Origin of the sequence: Anaerolentibacter hominis (genome assembly GCF_032380675.1) — a bacterium.
Taxonomy (GTDB): domain Bacteria; phylum Bacillota; class Clostridia; order Lachnospirales; family Lachnospiraceae; genus Anaerolentibacter; species Anaerolentibacter hominis.
The window spans coordinates 999,524-1,020,021 of record NZ_JAWDIX010000001.1 but is presented as its reverse complement, the minus strand read 5'-3'; the positions used below and the strand labels follow the sequence as shown (position 1 = coordinate 1,020,021).

15 protein-coding genes and 1 riboswitch are annotated in these 20,498 nt (G+C 47.9%); of the genes, 5 read left to right on the top strand and 10 right to left on the bottom strand.

What is annotated here, in order from left to right:
- Window positions 1-177: 177 nt before the first annotated feature.
- Window positions 178-296: riboswitch (FMN riboswitch) on the bottom strand.
- Complete coding sequence (locus tag ABCW47_RS04735) at window positions 293-1,234, bottom strand: SPL family radical SAM protein (RefSeq protein WP_343208708.1); 942 nt, start codon at window positions 1,232-1,234, stop codon at window positions 293-295. (Overlaps the previous riboswitch by 4 nt.)
- Before the next feature lie 108 nt (window positions 1,235-1,342).
- Between ABCW47_RS04735 and ABCW47_RS04730 the strand changes: the two genes are divergently transcribed.
- The 3 genes from ABCW47_RS04730 (at window position 1,343) to carB (ending at window position 5,847) form a co-directional block, all read left to right on the top strand.
- Window positions 1,343-1,636, top strand: a complete 294-nt coding sequence (locus tag ABCW47_RS04730) for a LysO family transporter (RefSeq protein WP_343208707.1) — start codon at window positions 1,343-1,345, stop codon at window positions 1,634-1,636.
- A 1-nt stretch (window position 1,637) separates the two neighbouring features.
- Window positions 1,638-2,240 (top strand): LysO family transporter, encoded by a 603-nt coding sequence (locus ABCW47_RS04725; RefSeq protein ID WP_343208706.1) that lies wholly within the window; start codon window positions 1,638-1,640, stop codon window positions 2,238-2,240.
- A 379-nt stretch (window positions 2,241-2,619) separates the two neighbouring features.
- Complete coding sequence (gene carB / locus ABCW47_RS04720) at window positions 2,620-5,847, top strand: carbamoyl-phosphate synthase large subunit (protein ID WP_343208705.1); 3,228 nt, start codon at window positions 2,620-2,622, stop codon at window positions 5,845-5,847.
- Between the two features lie 84 nt (window positions 5,848-5,931).
- Here carB and ABCW47_RS04715 read toward each other — a convergent pair whose 3' ends face one another.
- The 6 genes from ABCW47_RS04715 to ABCW47_RS04690 all read right to left on the bottom strand — a co-directional run bounded on the left by ABCW47_RS04715 (window position 5,932) and on the right by ABCW47_RS04690 (window position 12,550).
- Window positions 5,932-6,678 carry a DUF6179 domain-containing protein gene (locus tag ABCW47_RS04715; RefSeq protein ID WP_343208704.1) on the bottom strand — a complete coding sequence of 249 codons (747 nt, stop codon included), beginning with the start codon at window positions 6,676-6,678 and terminating at the stop codon, window positions 5,932-5,934.
- Between the two features lie 295 nt (window positions 6,679-6,973).
- Window positions 6,974-7,954: an alpha/beta fold hydrolase gene (locus ABCW47_RS04710; protein WP_343208703.1), complete on the bottom strand. Its 981-nt coding sequence runs from the start codon at window positions 7,952-7,954 to the stop codon at window positions 6,974-6,976.
- 18 nt (window positions 7,955-7,972) lie between these two features.
- Entirely contained in the window at window positions 7,973-8,512 is a 540-nt protein-coding gene (locus tag ABCW47_RS04705; RefSeq protein ID WP_343208702.1) for a cysteine hydrolase family protein, read from the bottom strand.
- Window positions 8,505-8,948, bottom strand: coding sequence for a MarR family winged helix-turn-helix transcriptional regulator (locus ABCW47_RS04700; protein ID WP_343208701.1), 444 nt, complete (start codon window positions 8,946-8,948; stop codon window positions 8,505-8,507). Before ABCW47_RS04700 ends, ABCW47_RS04705 begins: the two co-directional genes overlap by 8 nt.
- A gap of 15 nt (window positions 8,949-8,963) precedes the next feature.
- The gene (locus tag ABCW47_RS04695; protein WP_343208700.1) at window positions 8,964-10,823 is read right to left on the bottom strand and encodes an ABC transporter ATP-binding protein; all 1,860 of its coding nucleotides are present in this window, start codon (window positions 10,821-10,823) and stop codon (window positions 8,964-8,966) included.
- Window positions 10,823-12,550: an ABC transporter ATP-binding protein gene (locus ABCW47_RS04690; RefSeq protein WP_343208699.1), complete on the bottom strand. Its 1,728-nt coding sequence runs from the start codon at window positions 12,548-12,550 to the stop codon at window positions 10,823-10,825. The genes ABCW47_RS04695 and ABCW47_RS04690 overlap by 1 nt, the downstream gene beginning before the upstream one ends.
- A gap of 487 nt (window positions 12,551-13,037) precedes the next feature.
- Here ABCW47_RS04690 and ABCW47_RS04685 point away from each other — a divergent pair, with 487 nt between their 5' ends.
- Complete coding sequence (locus ABCW47_RS04685) at window positions 13,038-14,102, top strand: BtrH N-terminal domain-containing protein (protein WP_343208698.1); 1,065 nt, start codon at window positions 13,038-13,040, stop codon at window positions 14,100-14,102.
- 138 nt (window positions 14,103-14,240) lie between these two features.
- On the opposite strand, the gene ABCW47_RS04680 is transcribed toward ABCW47_RS04685, so the two are convergent.
- Window positions 14,241-16,154, bottom strand: coding sequence for an endonuclease MutS2 (locus ABCW47_RS04680; protein WP_343208697.1), 1,914 nt, complete (start codon window positions 16,152-16,154; stop codon window positions 14,241-14,243).
- A gap of 8 nt (window positions 16,155-16,162) precedes the next feature.
- The gene (locus ABCW47_RS04675; protein ID WP_343208696.1) at window positions 16,163-16,675 is read right to left on the bottom strand and encodes a GNAT family N-acetyltransferase; all 513 of its coding nucleotides are present in this window, start codon (window positions 16,673-16,675) and stop codon (window positions 16,163-16,165) included.
- Between the two features lie 749 nt (window positions 16,676-17,424).
- On the opposite strand from ABCW47_RS04675, the gene ABCW47_RS04670 reads away from it, so the two are divergent.
- The gene (locus ABCW47_RS04670) at window positions 17,425-18,021 is read left to right on the top strand and encodes a DUF1989 domain-containing protein (RefSeq protein WP_343209596.1); all 597 of its coding nucleotides are present in this window, start codon (window positions 17,425-17,427) and stop codon (window positions 18,019-18,021) included.
- 2 nt (window positions 18,022-18,023) lie between these two features.
- Here the strand turns inward: ABCW47_RS04670 and ABCW47_RS04665 are convergent, their stop codons facing one another.
- Window positions 18,024-19,700 carry a serine hydrolase gene (locus ABCW47_RS04665; RefSeq protein ID WP_343208695.1) on the bottom strand — a complete coding sequence of 559 codons (1,677 nt, stop codon included), beginning with the start codon at window positions 19,698-19,700 and terminating at the stop codon, window positions 18,024-18,026.
- Window positions 19,701-20,498 lie beyond the last annotated feature (798 nt).

Sequence of the window (20,498 nt, the reverse complement as noted above, 5' to 3'; positions counted from 1 at the left end):
TTGCAGCAGCTCATTGAAACAGGCTGAAAGGAATTCGAGCAGCATGGCCTCCTTATTTATATTTTTCCTTCCGTCATGTTTCTTCAGGTCCAGGTAACGGCGCAGACAGCAATCACAAACAAAAAGCACCTGAAAGCATATGTCTTCCAGGCGCCAAATACTATGTACTTCTGCGTACCGCATCTTCTTTCATCCAGACTATACTGTTGGTTTTGGAATCACACCAAATCTGCAGGTTTCCCTGCTCGCGGACTATAACCGCCAGTGGAGACTTTCACTCCGCCCCGAAGAATTATTCATTTATTTCATCCTTCACTATAGTCATTCCTGGTAGGTTTGTCAAGTCGAGCTGCCGGTAACCATAGAGATCGCGGACACAGGACTTGATTTCTTCCATCCCGCAAAGAAGCCCGGCCTTTTCACAGGCCAGACGGAATTTCTCCATCGTTCCGTCCCCGATTCTGGAACACCAGTAGCCGTTTCCAAAAGCCTTCCGGTAACGGGCTGACATCCCCGGAAACAAATCATCCAGTCTGGCGTAGAGATAGTCTCTCTGCCTGTCTCTCAGGGAGACAGGGAAGCCATACTCCCCATAAACCCATCTGGCTCCGGCCTCCGCCGACCGCTCCACTAGTTCCAGTATGTTTTTCTCTGTGTCATTCACAAATGGAAGCAGAGGCATGAGAAGCACCCCGCAGGTGATTCCCTCCGCACTGAGCTTTCTTATCATTTCAAGACGTTCCTTTGTGGTGCTCACATGGGGTTCCAGCCTGCGGCACAGGGCCTCATCCGCCGTGGTAATCGTCACCTGAACGACTGCAGGGGCCTGTCCCGCTATAGATCTCAGAAGATCCGTATCCCGAAGCGCCAGATCGGACTTGGTGATAATCATGACGCCGTATCCATACTGTGCCAGCAGGCTCAGCGCGCCTCTTGTGAGCTGTTCTTTCTTCTCAAAGGGATTATAGGGATCGCTCATGGAACCGGTCAGGACAATCCCGCTCTTTCGCCGGCTCCTTAACTCCTGTTCCAGCAAATACAGGGCATTTTCCTTTTTTCCCACCAGTTCGAAGCTGTCAATCCCATAGCACTCCGACCGGCTGTCACAGTAAATACAGCCATGACAGCAGCCCCGGTACAGATTCATTGTATAGTCCGTACCGAACCAGCCGTCTTTTCTCGCTGATAATATCGTTTTCGCGGGAATCTCTTTCATACCCATGCTCGCTTTCATTCAATCCAGTCTCTGCCGGAATTTTCTGTCTGTTTCGTCAAAACTTGACGAAGTTTTTTTCCTTATGTTAGAATTGTACCATTATTGTGTTCCGGAAGGGGTGTTCTTTTGTTAATCATCATCATTATGGCGGCAGGTCTTTTGCTGGGGTTTAAATTTTTCCCTCTGAAATGGAAAAGCGCCAACGAAAAACTGCAGTTAATCTGTACCGCCCTGCTGATCTTTTCCATGGGAGTCAAGCTGGGATCGAGGGAGAATATTTTAAGTGAGCTCTCTTCCCTGGGGCTGCGAAGCCTCCTGTATGCGCTGATTCCAATCGTCTGCTCTGTGATTGTCGTCTATTGGCTCACCAGCCGGTTCATGAAGCCGAAACACCATACAAAAGAAAAGGAAGTAAAATAACGTGGTTTTAATTGCAGTTGCCGCGCTGGCCGCAGGCATGATTTACGGTCTGTCCGGCGCACAGATCGGCCCGATCTCCTATTTAACGGAGCATTCCGACTATATCCTCTATGTACTGATGTTCTCCGTGGGAATCAGCATTGGTTTAAATAAAGCAGTGTTTCAAAACATCAAAAAATATCATATTAAAATATGTATCATTCCTTTTGGCATCGTTGCCGGTACCCTGATCGGCGGTCTGCTCTGCAGTCTGCTCATGGGACAGCCGCCGGGGGAGAGTCTGGTCATTGTGTCAGGGCTTGGCTGGTACAGCCTTTCCGGCATCCTGGTCACACAGGTCGTTTCCGCCCAGGCGGGGACCGTTGCTTTCTTAAGCAGCCTGATGCGGGAAATCCTTTCCTTTCTCTCCATCCCCTGGGTCTCCAGGAGGTTCAATTACTATACGGCGATTGCGCCTGCGGCAGCCACCAGCGAGGACACCACCCTGCCGATGCTGATCCGCCATACCAATGAGGAAGTGGTGGTTATGGCCGTGTTCAACGGAGTAATCTGCTCTGCCCTGGTACCGGTATTGATCCGCTTTTTCGGAGATCTGTTTTTCTGACGGTAAGGCCGCTTCGGCGGCTTTTTTCAATGGGAATCAGGGGATGCAAAACCGTATTCCAACCCGTTTTGCTCATTGTCAGTCTTTTCCATTCCGTTATGCACATTTATCCGCCATGTCTATCAATTATATAATATCTGTATCTTATGTCAAATTGATATCTCATTTTTTCTATAATTTCCAAATATTTACCGAACTGCAAAAGCAAAGTTTTTCGAATTAACTGCGAGAAATCCTCGATTCTTTCCTTATTTTATAGTATACTCAGAAAAGGCGGAACCTCTTATATGTACAAAAGCTAAAACTGGTTCCTGATTACAATGGGTTGGGCAATGGATCGTTAATTGCCCCTATATCGCTAAACTAAGGAGGCCATTTCATGTCACAGAGAACAGATATTCACAAAGTCCTTATCATCGGCTCCGGCCCAATTATTATCGGCCAGGCCTGCGAGTTTGATTACTCCGGCACTCAGGCCTGTAAAGCACTTCGGAAGCTGGGATACGAAATCGTGCTGGTCAACTCCAACCCTGCCACTATTATGACAGATCCCGAGACAGCTGACGTTACTTACATTGAACCCCTCAACGTAGAACGTCTGGAACAGATTATTGCCAAAGAACGGCCGGATGCATTGCTTCCCAACCTGGGCGGCCAATCTGGCCTGAATTTATGTTCGGAGTTAAATAAAGCGGGAATTCTGGATAAATACAATGTAAAAGTGATCGGCGTGCAGGTAGATGCCATTGAGCGCGGCGAGGACCGTATCGAATTTAAGAAGGCGATGAATGAACTCGGCATTGAAATGGCCCGCAGTGAGGTTGCCTACACTGTAGATGAGGCATTAAAGATAGCAGATCAGCTGGGATATCCGGTTGTACTGCGCCCTGCCTACACCATGGGCGGTGCAGGCGGCGGTCTGGTTTACAACAAGGATGAATTAAAAACCGTGTGCTCCAGAGGGCTTCAGGCCAGCCTGGTGGGACAGGTTCTGGTAGAGGAATCTATCTTAGGCTGGGAGGAGCTGGAACTGGAAATTGTCCGTGACGCCGAAGGCAACATGATTACCGTATGTTTTATTGAAAATATAGATCCGCTGGGTGTCCATACCGGAGACTCCTTCTGTTGTGCTCCTATGCTCACCATATCAGAAGAATGTCAGAAGCGCCTTCAGGAACAGGCGTACCGCATCGTGGATTCCGTACAGGTCATCGGCGGTACCAATGTACAGTTCGCTCATGACCCTGTTTCTGACCGTATTATCGTCATTGAAATTAATCCCCGTACCTCCCGTTCCTCCGCGCTGGCATCCAAGGCCACCGGCTTCCCAATTGCGCTGGTTTCCGCTATGCTGGCGACCGGCCTGACCTTAAAGGATATTCCATGCGGCAAATACGGCACGCTGGATAAATATGTGCCGGACGGCGACTATGTAGTAATTAAATTTGCCCGCTGGGCATTTGAAAAATTCAAAGGCGTGAATGACAAGCTGGGTACCCAGATGCGTGCGGTCGGCGAAGTTATGAGTATCGGTAAAAATTATAAAGAAGCGCTCCAGAAGGCGATCCGCAGTCTGGAAATCGGGCGCAGCGGCATGGGACACGCGAAGGATTTTGCTTCCCATACCAAAGAGCAGCTGCTCCGCATGCTGGGCACCCCCTCAAGCGAGCGTCATTTCATTATGTATGAAGCGCTGCGCAAGGGAGCGACCATTGAAGAAATACATGAAATCACCAAGGTAAAAGACTGGTTTATCAAACAGATGAAAGAACTGGTTGAGGAGGAAGAAGCTCTCCTCGCCGTAAAAGGCGGACTTCCGTCGGACGAATTGCTGATCTCCGCAAAAAAAGATGGTTTTTCCGATAAATATTTAGGCCAGCTGCTGGAAGTTCCCGAAGACGTCGTACGTGACCGCCGTATTGAGCTGGGCATGGAAGAATCCTGGGAAGGAATCCATGTCAGCGGAACTCCGGACAGCGCTTACTATTATTCAACCTATAACGCGGAAGACAAAAATCCGGTCAGCACCGATAAGCCGAAGGTAATGATCCTGGGCGGCGGCCCGAACCGGATCGGTCAGGGTATCGAATTTGACTACTGCTGTGTCCATGCCTCCCTTGCTCTGAAAAAACTGGGCTTTGAGACGATTATCGTCAACTGTAATCCGGAGACCGTGTCAACCGACTACGATACCTCCGATAAACTGTATTTTGAGCCTCTGACTCTCGAAGATGTTTTAAGTATCTATAAAAAGGAAAAACCGGTGGGCGTGATCGCCCAGTTCGGAGGCCAGACTCCGTTAAATCTGGCGGCAGATCTGGAGAAAAACGGCGTCAAGATTCTGGGCACTTCTCCCTCTGTGATTGATCTGGCAGAGGACCGGGATCTGTTCCGGGCTATGATGGAGAAATTGGATATCCCCATGCCGGAATCCGGCATGGCGACCACCGTGGAGGAAGCTCTGGCAATTGCAGCCAGGATCGGTTATCCGGTTATGGTTCGTCCTTCTTATGTGCTGGGCGGCCGCGGTATGGAAGTAGTATTTGACGACGAGAGTATGACCAGTTACATGCAGGCAGCGGTAGGCGTTACACCGGACCGTCCGATCCTGATCGACCGTTTCTTAAGCCATGCGACCGAGTGCGAGGCCGATGCCATCAGCGACGGGACCCACGCTTTTGTTCCGGCGGTTATGGAGCATATTGAGCTGGCCGGGGTTCATTCCGGTGACTCCGCCTGTATTCTGCCTTCCGTCCATATTTCTGATGACAACTTGGAGACCATCAAAGAGTATACCCGCAAAATCGCGGAGGAAATGCATGTTGTTGGCCTGATGAATATGCAGTATGCCATCGAAAACGGCAAAGTATATGTACTGGAAGCCAATCCGAGAGCATCCCGTACGGTACCGCTGGTATCCAAGGTCTGCAACATCCGCATGGTACCGCTGGCTACAGATATTATTACCTCCGAGCTGACCGGCCGTCCTTCACCGGTACCGTCGCTGAAGGAACAGGTCATTCCAAACTATGGTGTAAAAGAAGCGGTGTTCCCGTTTAATATGTTCCAGGAGGTAGATCCGATTCTGGGGCCGGAGATGCGCTCTACCGGCGAGGTGCTGGGATTGTCCCACTCCTACGGCGAGGCCTTCTACAAGGCGCAGGAGGCTACACAGAACAAGCTTCCTCTTGAGGGTACTGTGCTGATCTCCGTCAACCGCAAGGATAAAGCGGAGGTTGTGGAGGTTGCAAGAAGTTTCCATGAGGATGGATTTAACATCGTAGCTACGGGAAATACCTATGAATTGATCAGCCAGGCCGGTATTCCTGCCGTCCGTGTGAAAAAGCTGTACGAAGGCCGTCCCAATGTGCTGGACATGATTACAAACGGTGAGATTCAGCTGGTTGTCAACTCTCCGGTAGGCAAGGACAGTATTACCGATGACAGCTATCTGAGAAAAGCGGCCATCAAGGCCAAGATCCCGTATATGACCACCATCGCTGCTGCCAAAGCTACCGCCAGCGGAATACGCTATGTGAAAGAACATGGGCAGGGAGATGTACATTCCTTACAGTCTCTCCATGAAGAAATTCACGATAAAGAGTAAATTCTAACCGTAATACGATAAAAGAAACAGAGCTTCCCTATCAAAATGGGGGCTCTGTTTCTTTGTTGTCAGATGTCTGCACTTTTATTTTCTCACTCCGAATAGAGCTTCCATGCAGTCATGTTCCGCCGCGTTGATCAGTTCCGCCGTAAAATCCGGAACAATCTGCATCAGATACCTGCCAAGCTCCTTTTGGCTGTCACCGTTCTTCCCTGTGATTCCAAGGATGCGCAGGCGCAGTTCCCGCATTAATTCGTTACCCGATTTCTCTTCCCGGTAAAGCTTCAGCACAAACCCGGCGATCCGGTCCATATCTTCCCGGTACAGGCACAGTTCCGGCACCGGCCTTCCCGCGATCAGACAGGCCAGAGCCCCTCTCAGGACCTGAGCGCACACATTGATAAACAGCGTTTCATAATCATCGTGAAAACAAAGCAGATACTCCCGCACCTTCTGCTCATCAAACCAGCCCAGGAACTGCTGTTCCAGGGACAGGCAGGAAAGATACCGGTCGATCCGATCGATGCCCCTGCTCTCCTCCAGCGAACCGATGACCGGATAATCCAGAGTCAGAATATGGTTCTGCGGACGATACCTGGCATCGTAATAGAGGAAAAATTTCGGCATCCCCGCCGTCAGGGTGTCACGGAGCGCTTCACTGCCATAATCGCAGAAGTCTGTAAGGATAGCGTGATAGCGTTCCTTCGCCTCGTGTACCTTTTGAAGAACCAGCTGATATCCTGCCTCACAGGCACTTCTGGCTGTCAGTCTCCCCTCGGTTTGGACGGGAAGCCTGCCGTCCTGTCCGGTTAATTCCCCAATACAGTACAATACGGCTTCCATCAATGTCCTGGCCGTCTCATAGGGCACCGAGGTACTCTCTCATAGCTGGTATACTTCTGTGTCAGTTCCGTCACCAGCGGAAGCAATTCTTCCGGTTCAAACAGCAAATTCTGATCCATATTCTCATCCTTTCTCCAGTCAATTGTGTGAAAGTTGATTTTACACGGGTTCGAATTGTATTACAAGACTGGAAAAAAAGCGGATTTTGTGGTATAGTAATAATAGAAAAAAGGAGATTTTGCGTTTGCAATATCTCCTTTTTACTTTTATTCTATTCCTTCCTCTATTCATTTCCGGACGCCGTCAAAAAATCAAATCCTTTCTCGATAATCTGCTCCATCCCGGTTGCGCCGGGTATATGCCCGTTGTGTTCAATCAGCTGCATCGTTACATAGGGATTCTTCGTATTCTCCATAAACTGTTTCATTGTCTTTGTTGATGTTACGATATCGCAGCTTCCCTGCATGATAAGATAGGGAATGGTCACTCGTTCCAGATCCTCCCACAGATCCATCACCATAATTTCCTGCAGAAGGCTTTTATTCTTCTGGTAACCATTTACCATAACCGCTTTCAGGTCGCGGAAGGAATAGTCCGGACTGGTCAGAAGGCTGACCAGCATACTGCCAAACGGCAGTTTTCCCCCATCCTTTGCCTGATACCCCTGCGTATATTTGCGAATCCAGCCCGCCATCTGCTTGAAGTCATCCAATGTATGTTCTTCCCGGGCCTTGATAACCGCAAGCTTTTCCTTCTGTCTGCCGGACATCTTCGCCTGCTCCAGTTCAGCATAGACCTCCTTATTAAATGACAGCTCTCTCAGCACCTGCCCGTAAACCAACACACGGTGCAGCAGCTCTGGCACACGGCAGGACGCTTTTAAGGCCAGTACCGATCCCCAGGAAACCCCAAAGAGATTCACCGCATTATCCGGAAATTTCTTTTTTACTTCCTGGATCAGATCCACCGTCATATCAACAAAATGCCCGCAAGCAAAGTGGTCATCGATGGGATGATTATTGATTCCGCACCCCAGCTGATCCCAGTACACCATGATAAACCGCTCCGTTATATCCGGAAACATCCCCCTGCACCCTTCGGAAAACGGGAACGGAGAGCCGGGCCCTCCGTGAAGAAAGATAATAACAGGTGCATCCTTACTTTTTCCATCCAGCAGTACCTTTTGCTTATAGCCTCCCAGTTCCCAGCTGACCAGCTCTGAAACCTCATTTGAGGCAATTACCGCTTTTCTCATCTTATTCATTTCCCCTCCATTTTTACCTTAGCTCTCCGCCACTTCTATCTGGCACAGCTTCATGGCGTCCAGCGCGGTCCGATGGCTCTCCCGCGTCACACAGGCGCAGCAGGAAGCGTCAACCAGAATGGGAACCTCTGTAAAATGCGCCTTTAAAAGAACCGCATTGGACAGCACGCAGATTCCGGTGCAGACGCCCACCAGCTCAATGGAGGTAATCGTATCCTCCCGGTTCAGCTGTTCCAAAGCCTGAACCAGTTTTAGGGAGGCGAACGTATTTTTCTCAAATATATCCTCCGGCTCCCCCAGTGCCTCAGCAATTACCTGGTTCAGCTGCCACCCGTCCGTCCCTTTGATACAATGGGGGACGGGCAGTTTTTTCCCTTCCTGCGTATCCATATAATGCTCATCGTGGGTATCCATCGTAACATAGATCCGATATCCCTCTTGTCTCCGGACACGTATTTTATCCGCCGCTGCCTTTACGACGGCCAGAGTATCCGGATTGCCCAGTGCTCCATCTATAAAATCGTTCTGCATATCCACCACAATTAAGATCTTATTCATCCTTTGCCATCCCTTCCAGATTTCCCATAATCTTTTTGACCCCGTATAACAAGGCATCCATTTCCTCCCCGGTAAATCCCTGCCATATCACTTCGTCAAGGGCATTGAAGATCTCTCTGACCTGCTCTGCCTTCTCCTCCCCCATCCGGGTGAGGGCAATCCGGTGGGAACGCCTGCAGTCCGGATTTTTCTCCCGGCAGATCAGTCCCGCCTCTTCCATCTTATCCAGGGTTCTGGACATAGTCGTTACATCAATATCACACAGATCTGATAATTCCCTCTGGGTCATGTGGTTTTTAGTCAGAAGGCTGTTCAGAATCCGCGGCTGGCCCTGGCCTACCGTAAGACCCAGTTCTAGAAAATGCGGCCTTAAAAACTTTCTTCGCATTAAATCCAGTTTCAGCAGATTCTCCCGTACTTCTTTCTTTTCTGCCATCCCGTCACATCCCTTCTAATCCAGCTCAAACTGGCCGGTATACAGCTGATAATACCGTCCCTTTTGTTCCAACAATTCTTCGTGGTCCCCCCGCTCAATAATCTTCCCTTTTTCCAGCACCATAATCGCCTTAGAATTCCGCACAGTGGAGAGCCTGTGGGCGATAACAAATACCGTCCGGTTGTTCATCAGCGCGTCCATCCCCTTCTCGATCAGCTTCTCGGTACGGGTATCAATGGAACTGGTAGCCTCATCCAGGATCAGCACCGGAGGTCTGGAAATAGCGGCTCTGGCAATGGCCAGGAGCTGGCGCTGTCCCTGGGAAAGGTTGCTGCCGTCCCCGTAAAGCATCGTGTTATACCCTTCCGGAAGTCTCCTGATAAAGGAATGTGCATTGGCAATCTTGGCCGCCTCCCGCACTTCCTCATCAGACGCATCCAGCCTTCCGTACCGGATATTATCCGCTATCGTCCCGGTAAACAGATGGGTATCCTGGATAACCATGGACAGAGACCGGCGCAGATCGTCCTTCTTAATCTCCCGGATATCAATGCCGTCATAGGTGATCGTTCCGCCATTTATCTCATAGAACCGGTTAATCAGATTTATAATAGTAGTTTTTCCGGCTCCTGTGGAACCTACAAAAGCAATCTTCTGCCCAGGCTTCGCGTACAGGCTGATTTTATTCAGAATCTTCTTGCCCGCGTGATAGCCAAATTCCACGTCTTGAAACCGCACATCTCCCCGCAGAGGTATTAATTCCACCGTGCCGTGCTCCAAAACCCGCCTCCAGGCAAAATCTCCGGTGTGCTCCGCACACTCGGTCAGCATCCCGTCTGATTCTTCCCGCACATTGCACAGGGTAATGCTGCCGCCATCCAGTTCCGGCTCCACTTCCATCATCTCAAAGATTCGTTCCGCACCAGACAGGGCCGCCAGCAGGAAATTGAGCTGCTGGGTGAACTGATTCATGGGCATGGCGCTCTGGCGCACATACACCAGATAGGAGGCAAGGCTTCCCAGATCCATCAGCCCGGACAGCACAAACAGGCCGCCCACACAGGCAGAAACCGCATAATTAAAATAGGAAAGCGCCACGATAGTAGGAATCATCATGCCAGAATAGGTCAGGGCCTTGGTGGAGGCTTTCCGGAGTTTTTCATTTCTCCGGCAGAATTCTTCGAAGTCCTGGTCCTCGTGGTTAAAAATTTTCTCCACCTTCTGCCCGGCTACCATCTCTTCCACAAAGCCGTTGATCGCACCCAGGTTCGCCTGCTGCTCGTTAAAGTATTTCCTGCTCCGTTTGCCGTTCAGTTTGATAAAGGCAAACATCAGGCCCAGGAATACCATGACAATCAGCGACAGCCGGAAATTCAGCACAATCAGCATGGTAATCGTTCCTGTAATCATAATAAAGCTTTGTATCATCAGAGTAAAGCTGTTATTTAAAGCCTCTGCAATCGTATCCACATCGTTTGTAAAATGGCTCATCAGTTCACCGTGGGTATGAGCGTCAAAATAGCGCAACGGCAGCTTCTGGGTATGGTTGAACAGATCCTGCCTGATCTCTCCCACCACCTGCTGGGCGGTGTGCACCATCAGCTGGTTATAGCCCAGGGTAGCCAGTACGCCGGTAAAATACATAGCCGCCATCAGGAGCACCGCACGAACCAGTCCTGGGATATCGCCGGGAAGAATAAATTGATTAATCACTGGTTTGAGCATATAGGTTCCCATAATATTTGCCAGGCTGCTGATCAGCACCATCAGCGCCACCAGGGCGACGGCAATCTTATGGCTTCCCAGATAGCGGAGCATCGTCTTTAACGTTTTCTTTGTATTTTTAGGTCTTTTATATCCCAGATATCTCGCCATTACAGATCCGCCCCTTCCTGCTGAGAATAATAAATTTCCTGATAAATCTGGTTAGAAGCCAGAAGCTTTTCATGAGTGCCCACAGCATCTATTCTGCCATCCTCCAGAATAATGATCTGATCCGCATGGGCCACGGAAGAAATCCGCTGCGCGATAATAATTTTCGTCATATCCGGCAGTTCCTCTGCCAGAGCACTGCGGATTTTGGCCTCGGTCGCGGTATCCACCGCACTCGTGGAGTCATCCAGAATGAGTACCTTGGGCCGTTTCAGGATAGCCCTGGCAATACACAGCCTCTGCTTCTGGCCGCCGGATACATTCACTCCGCCCTGGCCCATCTCTGTTTCGTAGCCATTTTCCAGGCGGTCAATAAATTCATCCACACAGGCAATCCGGCAGGCTTTCTCTATCTCCTCATCGGTAGCGTCTTCCTTGCCCCACCGGAGATTTTCTTTTACTGTGCCGGAAAACAATGTATTTTTCTGCAGCACCATGGCAATGGAATCCCTCAGATGTTTCAGCGGGTATTCGTACACCGGACGGCCGTCGATCAGAAGGCTTCCCGAGGTAATATCGTACAGTCTGGGTATCAGCTGCACCAGCGTTGACTTTGCAGCTCCGGTCTGACCGATAATGCCGATGGTCTGCCCGCTCTTTATTTCAAAGGAAATATCGGAGAGCACAAACTCCGGCGCTTCCTTTTTATACTTAAAATACACATGCTGAAATGTAATATCGCCCCGTTCCACGGAACTATCCTTCACCCGGTCTTCTTTGATATCAATATCCTCGTCAATCACTTCCAGAATACGTTTTCCGGATGCCAGGGAACGGGTCAGCATCATAAAGATATTGGAAATCATCATCATGGAATTAAGCACCTGCATCACATAGCTTAAAAATCCGGTCAGTTCTCCTACTTTTAAACCCCCGATCTGGATCTGACGTCCGCCGAACCAGAGAATACAGAGAATCGTGGTATACATGACCAGCTGCATCGCGGGCATATTTAAAGCGGCCAGACGGAATGCCTTCTCCGAGTTGGTCCGCAGATTGGTATTTACCTTCTCAAATTTTTCAATCTCATAATCGCCCCTTACATAAGCCTTTACCACCCGGATCGCCGTGAGGTTTTCCTGGATAATCCGGTTGACCAGGTCAATCGCTCCCTGCATTTTCGTATACAGAGGCCTCACATGAAAAATAATCTGAAACAGCAGGACGCCCAGAACCGGGACCGCAACCATAAAGATTACCGCCAGCTTGGCATTGATGGTAAAGGACACGATGATAGCCGTCAGCATCATAAGCGGAGCACGAAAAGCTGGACGAATCCCAGTGGAAACGGAATTCTGAATTGTGGTAACATCGCTGGTCAGCCGGGTGATCAGCGAAGATGTCCGGAAACGGTCCGTATTGGCAAAGGAAAAACCCTGAAGTTTCCTGTACTCTGCCTTTCTAAGCTCCGCTCCAAGGCCCTGGCCGCACACCGCGGCAAACCTGGAACCCCCAACCCCCAGGGCAAGAGATCCCAGAGCGCAGATGGCCATGAGCCCGCCCATCCTGAAAATATAGGCTTTATCGCCATTTGCCACGCCGACATCCACAATATTTGCCATGATGAGCGGAATCACCAGTTCGAACATAGTTTCAAAAAAGACGCACACAGTCGCTCCAACTGCATACATCCTATACTTTTTCATATACGAGAAAATTCTTTTTAACATAACCGCTTCTTCCTCCACTTATTTTCTCTAAACGCAAAAGGTGCTCATACAACAATTGCATATACAACTATTGTATGAGCACCTTTTCTTTTTGTCAATCGGTTGGATTCATTTCTTTTCCAATAAACGCTGCCCCCCTGTTATTTATGTATTCCGGCCTGCTGCCGCAGTTGTGTTATGAGAATAAATTCTTTCTATTACCGTAATAGGTCAATAAAAATGTGATGTTACATCACCGAAACATGAATTATTTTGTGATTTCAGTTATAATTCAAGGACTTCTGGTAAATCGGTGCTCTATATTTATACAGGCTCATACATGACATACACCTGTCATGTTCTTTGTAGTAGACTGTAAAAGGTAACCGAAAGAACTGGAGACAAGTTTGAGACGAAGCCTCAAACTGCTGTGATGCAGCATGAGAAATCGTCTGTACGCTTTTCTCGCGCGTGTCGTCGCAAAACCGGCTTCGGCATGGAGGTAATGATGAAAAAGGTAGTGGATACATTTGTCCCGATGGGCGGCAGACATTGCATCACCAACGCATTAAAGCAGATGTTCTATTTTTATGGTCTGCCTTTATCGGAAGAAATGCTGTTCGGAGTAGCATCCGGGCTGTCATTTCTCTATCTGAATCAGGCGGCTTCGCCCATGATCTCGGGCAGGACAAAGATATTTGAATTTGAACAGAAGCTTGCCAACCGGCTGCATATTGAAATCAAATGCAGGCAGCCAAAACACTATGACGGGGCATGCATGCATACAAAATCCATGCTGGATCAGAATGAACCTGTTTTGATCTATGCCGATATGCCCTGCCTGCCCTATCTGAACCTTGAGCAAAGCAGTCATTTCGGAGGACACGCTGTTGTGATCTTCGGATATGATGATGAAAATGAATGTTATTATGTAAGCGACAGAGACAATCATGATTATGGAATACGGACACCGGCCGGAACCAGCTCAAAAGATTATCATCTCGTCCGGTATGAGGATATGAAGCTGGCAAGAAACAGCCGTCACCGGCCATTTCCCGCCAACAATAAGTATCTGGAGTTCGACTTTTCCGGCTTTCGGCCTGTTACTGCTGCTGTTATCATCAGCGCAATCAAGGAAACCTGTGAAACCATGCTAGATCCGCCCGCCAGACTTTTAGGCCTGAATGGAATCGCCAAATTCGCCAGAGAAATAAAAACCTGGAACAAATTTGGCAGTGACAAACTTCGGCTGGCGGGAATCACAAATTATTTTCAGATTCACGCAGACGGAGGTACCGGGGGAGGAATATTCCGGAATATGTACGGCTGTTTTCTGCTGGAATCAGATGCCTGTCTGCCAGGGCTGGGGCTGGCCGCTGTCGGCAGGGACTACATTTCCTTAGCCGGACAGTGGGATAATCTGGCCTCCTCTATGCGGTCGCTGGGTGAGACCGGCGATACGGTATTGCTGGATGAAATGAGTAAAAAGATTACATGTCTATGTGAGGCGGAGCGGGCCCTGCTCCTGGAATTACAGCGTATATGTAAACGGGCGTCTGTTGACAGTCTATGAAATATTTTCATAAACACATGCGGTGCACTGCCTGCACCGTCTTACTGTAATGAGAGCCGGCAAACCTGTGAGTAACCACGGTCTGCCGGCTCTGCTTATCTGATACCTATTATAAATACATAGTATTCTTCCTTTCTTCTATTCGATCTCATCCTGATAAACGGCAACCGCGGAGGGATCGTAGCGTTTCCCCATGACATGCTTTGCCTTCCGGTTTTGTACCGTATCAAAGATGATAGAGAAATCATAGTCCGGCGGATACAATTGATCCGCCGATACCTGTAACTTAAGACGGTTGTGTTTCACCAGCCGTTTTTTCCCCTTGATCTGGACAATAACATCGCCCTTCTCGTCCGCAGGCCGGTATACGATCCCTGTTTCGCCCTCCGGCAGAACCATAACACTGTCTCCCATCTGGAATTTTCCGGAGATATCAATCTGCCCGGAGGGCGGCGGAAGACGTTTCAAACGGCTTTTCGGCGCTGCCATTTTCGTTTCAGCAAAATGTTTATTTCCTTCTTCCGTCCCGTATACCTCACAGCGGGCCTTCTCAAGCAGATGTTCCGGCAGCCCCAGCCTCTTTGCAATCAGCAAAGCGCAGCTCTCTCCTGATTTTCCGATTTCCAGACGGTATAAGGGAGCCAGACTTTCCGGGTCGAAGGCCATTCTGGCGCTGGTGATCCCCTCTGTCTGCTCTGCGTAAGTCTTTACTTTGGAATAATGGGTGGTAACAAGGAACATACACCCTCGTTCTTTTAACTCATCCAGTACGGCTACCGCAATCCCCATCCCCTCCGCCGGGTCTGTTCCACTGCCCAGTTCATCCAGCAGCACCAGGCTGTCCGGGCTTGCCTTTTTAAGAATACCGATTACATTGTTCATGTGTCCGGAGAAGGTGGACAGGTTCTGAGAAATATTCTGGCTGTCTCCGATGTCACACAGAAACGCATCCCGCATAGCAAGATAGCTGCCCTCCCCGCACGGAATATGGAGCCCGCACTGGGCCATCATCGTAAACAGGCCCACCGTCTTTAAGGTTACCGTCTTGCCTCCTGTGTTAGGACCGGTGATAATAATGCCGGATATCCTCTCATCTATTTTCAGATCCAGCGGCACACATCGTTCTTCCGGCAGAAGCGGGTGTCTGCCCTTTCTGATATCGATCCGCTTCTCCCCGCCGATCTTCACTTCGCCCGCCTTTTGATCCGCACTTAATTTTGCCTTGGCAAATAAGACATCCAGCACCTCCATAATTTCCATATTTCCTCTTATGGCATCCGTGTAATCGGAAACTGCACTGCTGAGAGAATACAGGATACGGCATATCTCATCTTCCTCCTGGTAGTTCAGGCCGGTAAGCTCCGCCTGTATTTTCCCTACAGAGTCCGGCTCCATAAATACAGTAGTTCCCCTCTGTGACGTTTCAATAACGGTTCCGGGGAACTGGTTCTGAAACTGCCGCTTAACCGGCAGCACATAGTGCCCGTTCCGGGTTGCAATATAGCTGTCCGCAAGCTGTTTACCCCGGCTTTGCAGCAATTTTGTCAGTCTCTCCCTGATCTGGGATTCCAGCGCCTCCTTTTTTCTCCTGATCTGACGAAGCGCGGGACTTGCTTCATCCAGAACACCGTCCTCTCTGACACAGCGTTCTATCTCTTCCCGCAGTTTTACAAGCGGGTCAAGGCCCATCCCATATGCCGAGATGGATTCATTTTGCTCTGCACCTCTCTTCAGATAAGAAATCATCCTGCTGCTGGCCGACGCAAATCTGGATACCCCGACCAACTGTTCCGTGGTCAGCATGGCCCCGGTTTTACTTAATTGAAGCAGCTTTTCCAGTCCGCCCATAGCAGCAAGCGGCGGAGCACCGCACGCATCTAACATCTGTCTTGCCGCTGTGGTCTCTCTCATCTTTCTGCGGCAGATCATTTCGTCCAGGCAAGGTTCCATTTGCTCGAATACCTGCTTTGCCTGTTCTGATACAGCATAGTTTTTTAATTGTTCTATTATATCGTAAAATCCTAGTGCTTTATAATGTGGATTCAATGTCATTCACTCCTCTAATCTAAAAACTCATCGGCAAACACTGCCGTACAGTGAAATACTCTGTCTCTCCCGGTTAAATCAATCGCCATAAAATTCTGATCGGGAAGATCGAGGGAGGATGTAAGTCCCAATTCCCTGCCGGGGCGATATCCCATCCGCGGATAATAGTGCTCGCTTCCCACCAGCACAGAAAGCTCAAAACCAAGCTTTGCAGCGATCCGATGCCCCTCCTCGATCAGGCGGGTGCCCACACCCTGCCTCTGATATCCCGGCAAAACTGCCAGCGGAGCCAGAGTCAGCGCCGGTACATCCCCGACTTTCATCCGGGTAAACAGTGCATAACCAACAATCATCCCGTCTTTCTCCGCCACCAGCGCCAGCTCCGGGATGAACCTGCCGCTTTGTCGCAAAGCTGTTACCAGATCCTGCTCCGTCCCGCTTTTGTGTTCGGCCGTTGCGAAGGCGTTCTTCACCATCTCATATATCTGAATATAATCTTTCTCTTCTTCTCTTCGAATTATTATCATAATTACCTCCATTACGAAGCTTCCGAGATCTCCGGCTCTCCGATGCTGTCATTTATACTATTTTGTAACGTTTACACTATGTGAAGCACAGTTCTATCAACATTGGGGTAAGCAAGGACATGATTTTCCTGAAGCCAGTTCCTTATATAAGAACATAGAATCCCGCTTGCGGGATTCTCCGCCTGCGGCGGGTTGCTCTGGCAACACAATTTCTTTCCGCCGCAGTGCGATCCCCCGGAGGGTTTTTTATTACATAAGAAACGGGCATAGCCGCAAAGCTATGCCCGAACAGACTTTTATTTATGAATAGCAATAAAAACGGAGTAATCATGTACGCCGTACCTAAGCTATAAAAAATAAGAGCTGTCTTCCATAGTCCTGCAGGAAACATCGCATAAAAAACAAAGCGGGCATAGGATATTTTCTCAATAACCGCTTCTATCGTCCTATGCAATTCTGTGCTTCACTACAGATCCGACTCCAAAAGACACCTCTTCCAATCTTTTCAAATTTAATTGACCTGCCTTACGGCAAGTCTCTTACTGGTTTTTTATGATAACATAGAAGGCCGCGGCTGTCAACTTGGTAAAATTATGATTCTATTTATATAATCAGGGTGTCAAAACACCAGTGCGCTGCACTGACTCTGTACCATACACAGATATGTAAACTGCTTTGCCATATCCTTGTTGTGGACATATCAAGACTATGATAAGATGCAATAGACGAATAAGAATTTAGGAGGGCAGATAAAAATGGAATATAGAATAGATGCCTGCTGTGGAAAAAGTATTGATGTAACAGCAGGGCAGCAAATAACGATTATTGATATTGAGGGCGGGCAGGTGGTTGATTTCTTTGCAGAGAGCAGGAAAAATCCCGAAGAATTCTTATCGACCGGAGTCACCATAGATTGTAATGAATCTTTGCGGTTATCGGTTGGAAATCATATTTATTCCAACCTTTATCATCCAATGTTTGAAGTGATATATGATGAGGTTAACGAGCATGACCTGCTGCATCCATGCTGCCGCCCTGAAATGTATGAATTCTTTTATCATAATGGTAAGGGACATTCTAACTGTTTCGACAATATAAATCATAGTCTGGGTGAAAAAAGGCCGATCATTCACCCTGTAAACATTTTCATGTATACGAAGATCCATACAGACGGTTCCATTTCTGTAGAGCGCCCGCGGTCAAAAGCCGGGGATAAAATTATCCTAAAGGCTGAAATGGACATGCGTTTAGGTATTGCAGCCTGCAGTGTATCTGAGAGTGACTGCAACAGCGGGAAATGTTCAGCAATCAAAATACTCATTGAAGATGAAAGACCGGCGTCCTAATACTACAGCTGCCAGTGCTCTAATTCCGATAATAACTTTATTCCCAGCACAGTTGCCGGGATTCTATCATTTGGCGGCAGATTTGATAATACTACAACTGCCGTTCCCGTTCCAGGACGGAAGCCCAGATAACTATTATAATCTCCCGTACCGCCGTTATGCCAGATAATATCGTTCTCGCTGTCAATAATCCAGGACATACCTATCCCGTCCATATGGATGCCCATAGACTTATTTCGCTCGGCAGAAGCATTGATTGATTTCAGGCCTTTATGACATTCGGCAAAATACGGATTGCAGTCAAGCTGCATTTGAGCGTAGGATAGCATATCGGATATATTCGATGTAACAGCACCTGCCGGCAAATAGGCGTCACTTGTTTTCCAATCCCAATAGTTACCCAGATCTCCGTTTCCGTCAGAAATCTTTGTAGCGGTCAAGCCCAATTCGTTTTGAGCAAAGTCATTTAACAGATTTACATAATCGGTATTATATACCGATTCAAGCACAAGCCCCAGTACCGCATATCCATAGTTGGAGTAAGTAAAATCGTACTCTTCCCTATCCATGCTTAAAGCATTTGCTTTATCAATCGCCATTTCTTTTGTGATACCGTAAAAGTCATTTCTTCCAAGAAGGAAATTTACAGCCATAGGGTATTCGAAATAGTATCCCTTATAACCCGATGAATGGGTCAACAGTTCTTGTATTGTTGGGTATTTGTTATCGTTTGAGAGAGGCAAATAATGATCTATTGTGCAGTCAAGACTAATTTTGCCATCATCTATTGCCTTGTTTATTAAGGCGGCAGTAAAGGTCTTTGTGAGTGATCCTATTTCGTATGTGTGAAGCTGGGCTGGGAGCTCTTTTCCATCTTTTCCGTACACCTTGTATGACATTTCCCCGTTTTTAATAATACCTACGGTTATAACTGCATTACGGTTATTCTTCGTTGTGTATTCAAGAGCTTCAGTAAATGTCAATTCCGGTAATTTGCTCAATTGGTGTTTGCCGTAAATGATAAATCCACCCAGCCCTAAACCAATGCAAAGAACGATGAATAGTGTCGCTATCATCATTTTCTTCTTTGAGCAGCTCTTGTCAAAAATAAAATATCTTCCCGTATGCTTTTTATACTCGGTGTATGGTTCCCCGAACGTATCAGACAGGAACTTTTCCTCCTGTAAAATTTGCAGGTGCAGCATTACCACCGCATATAGTACAAAAATCAAATGGAGGTAATTAAAAAATGCCATAAGCAAACCGAGATACATAAGGTCAAATCCGAGAAAAGCAGGATTGCGGCTGAAACGGTAAATTCCTGTTGTTACAAGATCGGTTTTATCCTTTTCTGGTATGCCGGCTCTCCAGCTGTCTCTCATCGCCGCCATCGCCATAATAAAGACGAGAACGCCCAGCGCCGCAATAACAATGCCTGTCCAGGCAAAGGATGATTTCCCCATGCGGAATTTACCGATAATGCTGATTGCTTCGACAGGGACAATGGCATAGGTTGCGAATTTCATCAATATTTCAATAATGAGCGTCTTGCGCGGTTTGTTCCCTTTACCGATTTGGTCTGTTTTTATGCCTTTTCTATGTTGCAGTATCATCTTTGTGAAGTATGCAAGATAAAATGCTGCAAACACAGCAACAGCCGTTATTTGAATTAATTCCACCGGATCATCTCCTCTGCATAATTGAATATATTACTGCTTCACAGCACTTTTTCCTACTTATTTGATGTAACATTTTACTCCTACCATAAGTCCGCCTTCGTCATAAATGTACTTGTCCATACTAAAATACTCCCGTATAATATATTTACATAAACAGCTATTGTACAAGGATATTTGTGACGGAGCATCACAGACAACCTTTAGACGGCACGCCCATCACAAAAATGCTCCGGAAAGGGATTAATATGCATGGACCAAGGTATATAGAAAAGATATACGCACTTATTTTCTTGTGTTTAGGCTGTGCTTTCATCGCTATGGGGGCGCTGTGTTTTATAGGAATCGTAAAACCGACGGAAAGCTCAAGCGTAAAAGACCCAGTTATGATGGGAATTATATTTATTTCCCTCGGTACGGTCTTCTGTATCGTACAGACTATTTTAAGAGTTGCCGCATCTGCAAAGAATAAGCTGCATAGCATGCTGTTGGTAAACGGAACTAAAATCCGTGGAACGGTAGACAAAGTGTATCTGATGAAGTACACCCAGTATGGACAAAGATCTCCTTATAGAGTTTTCTATACCTATACTTACCAGGGGGAACCATATCATCACAAAAGCGATCTATTATGGGATAAACCTAATTTTCAGGAAGGTGATTCCATTTGGGTCTATGTAAATGATACAGGGAAGTCAACTATTGAGTTATAGCGCAGAGGGCCGCATAACCAGTGCCCGCCAACAATTTGAAAATACAAATATGGCTGATGAATCCTATTGGCTGCAATATATACTTACA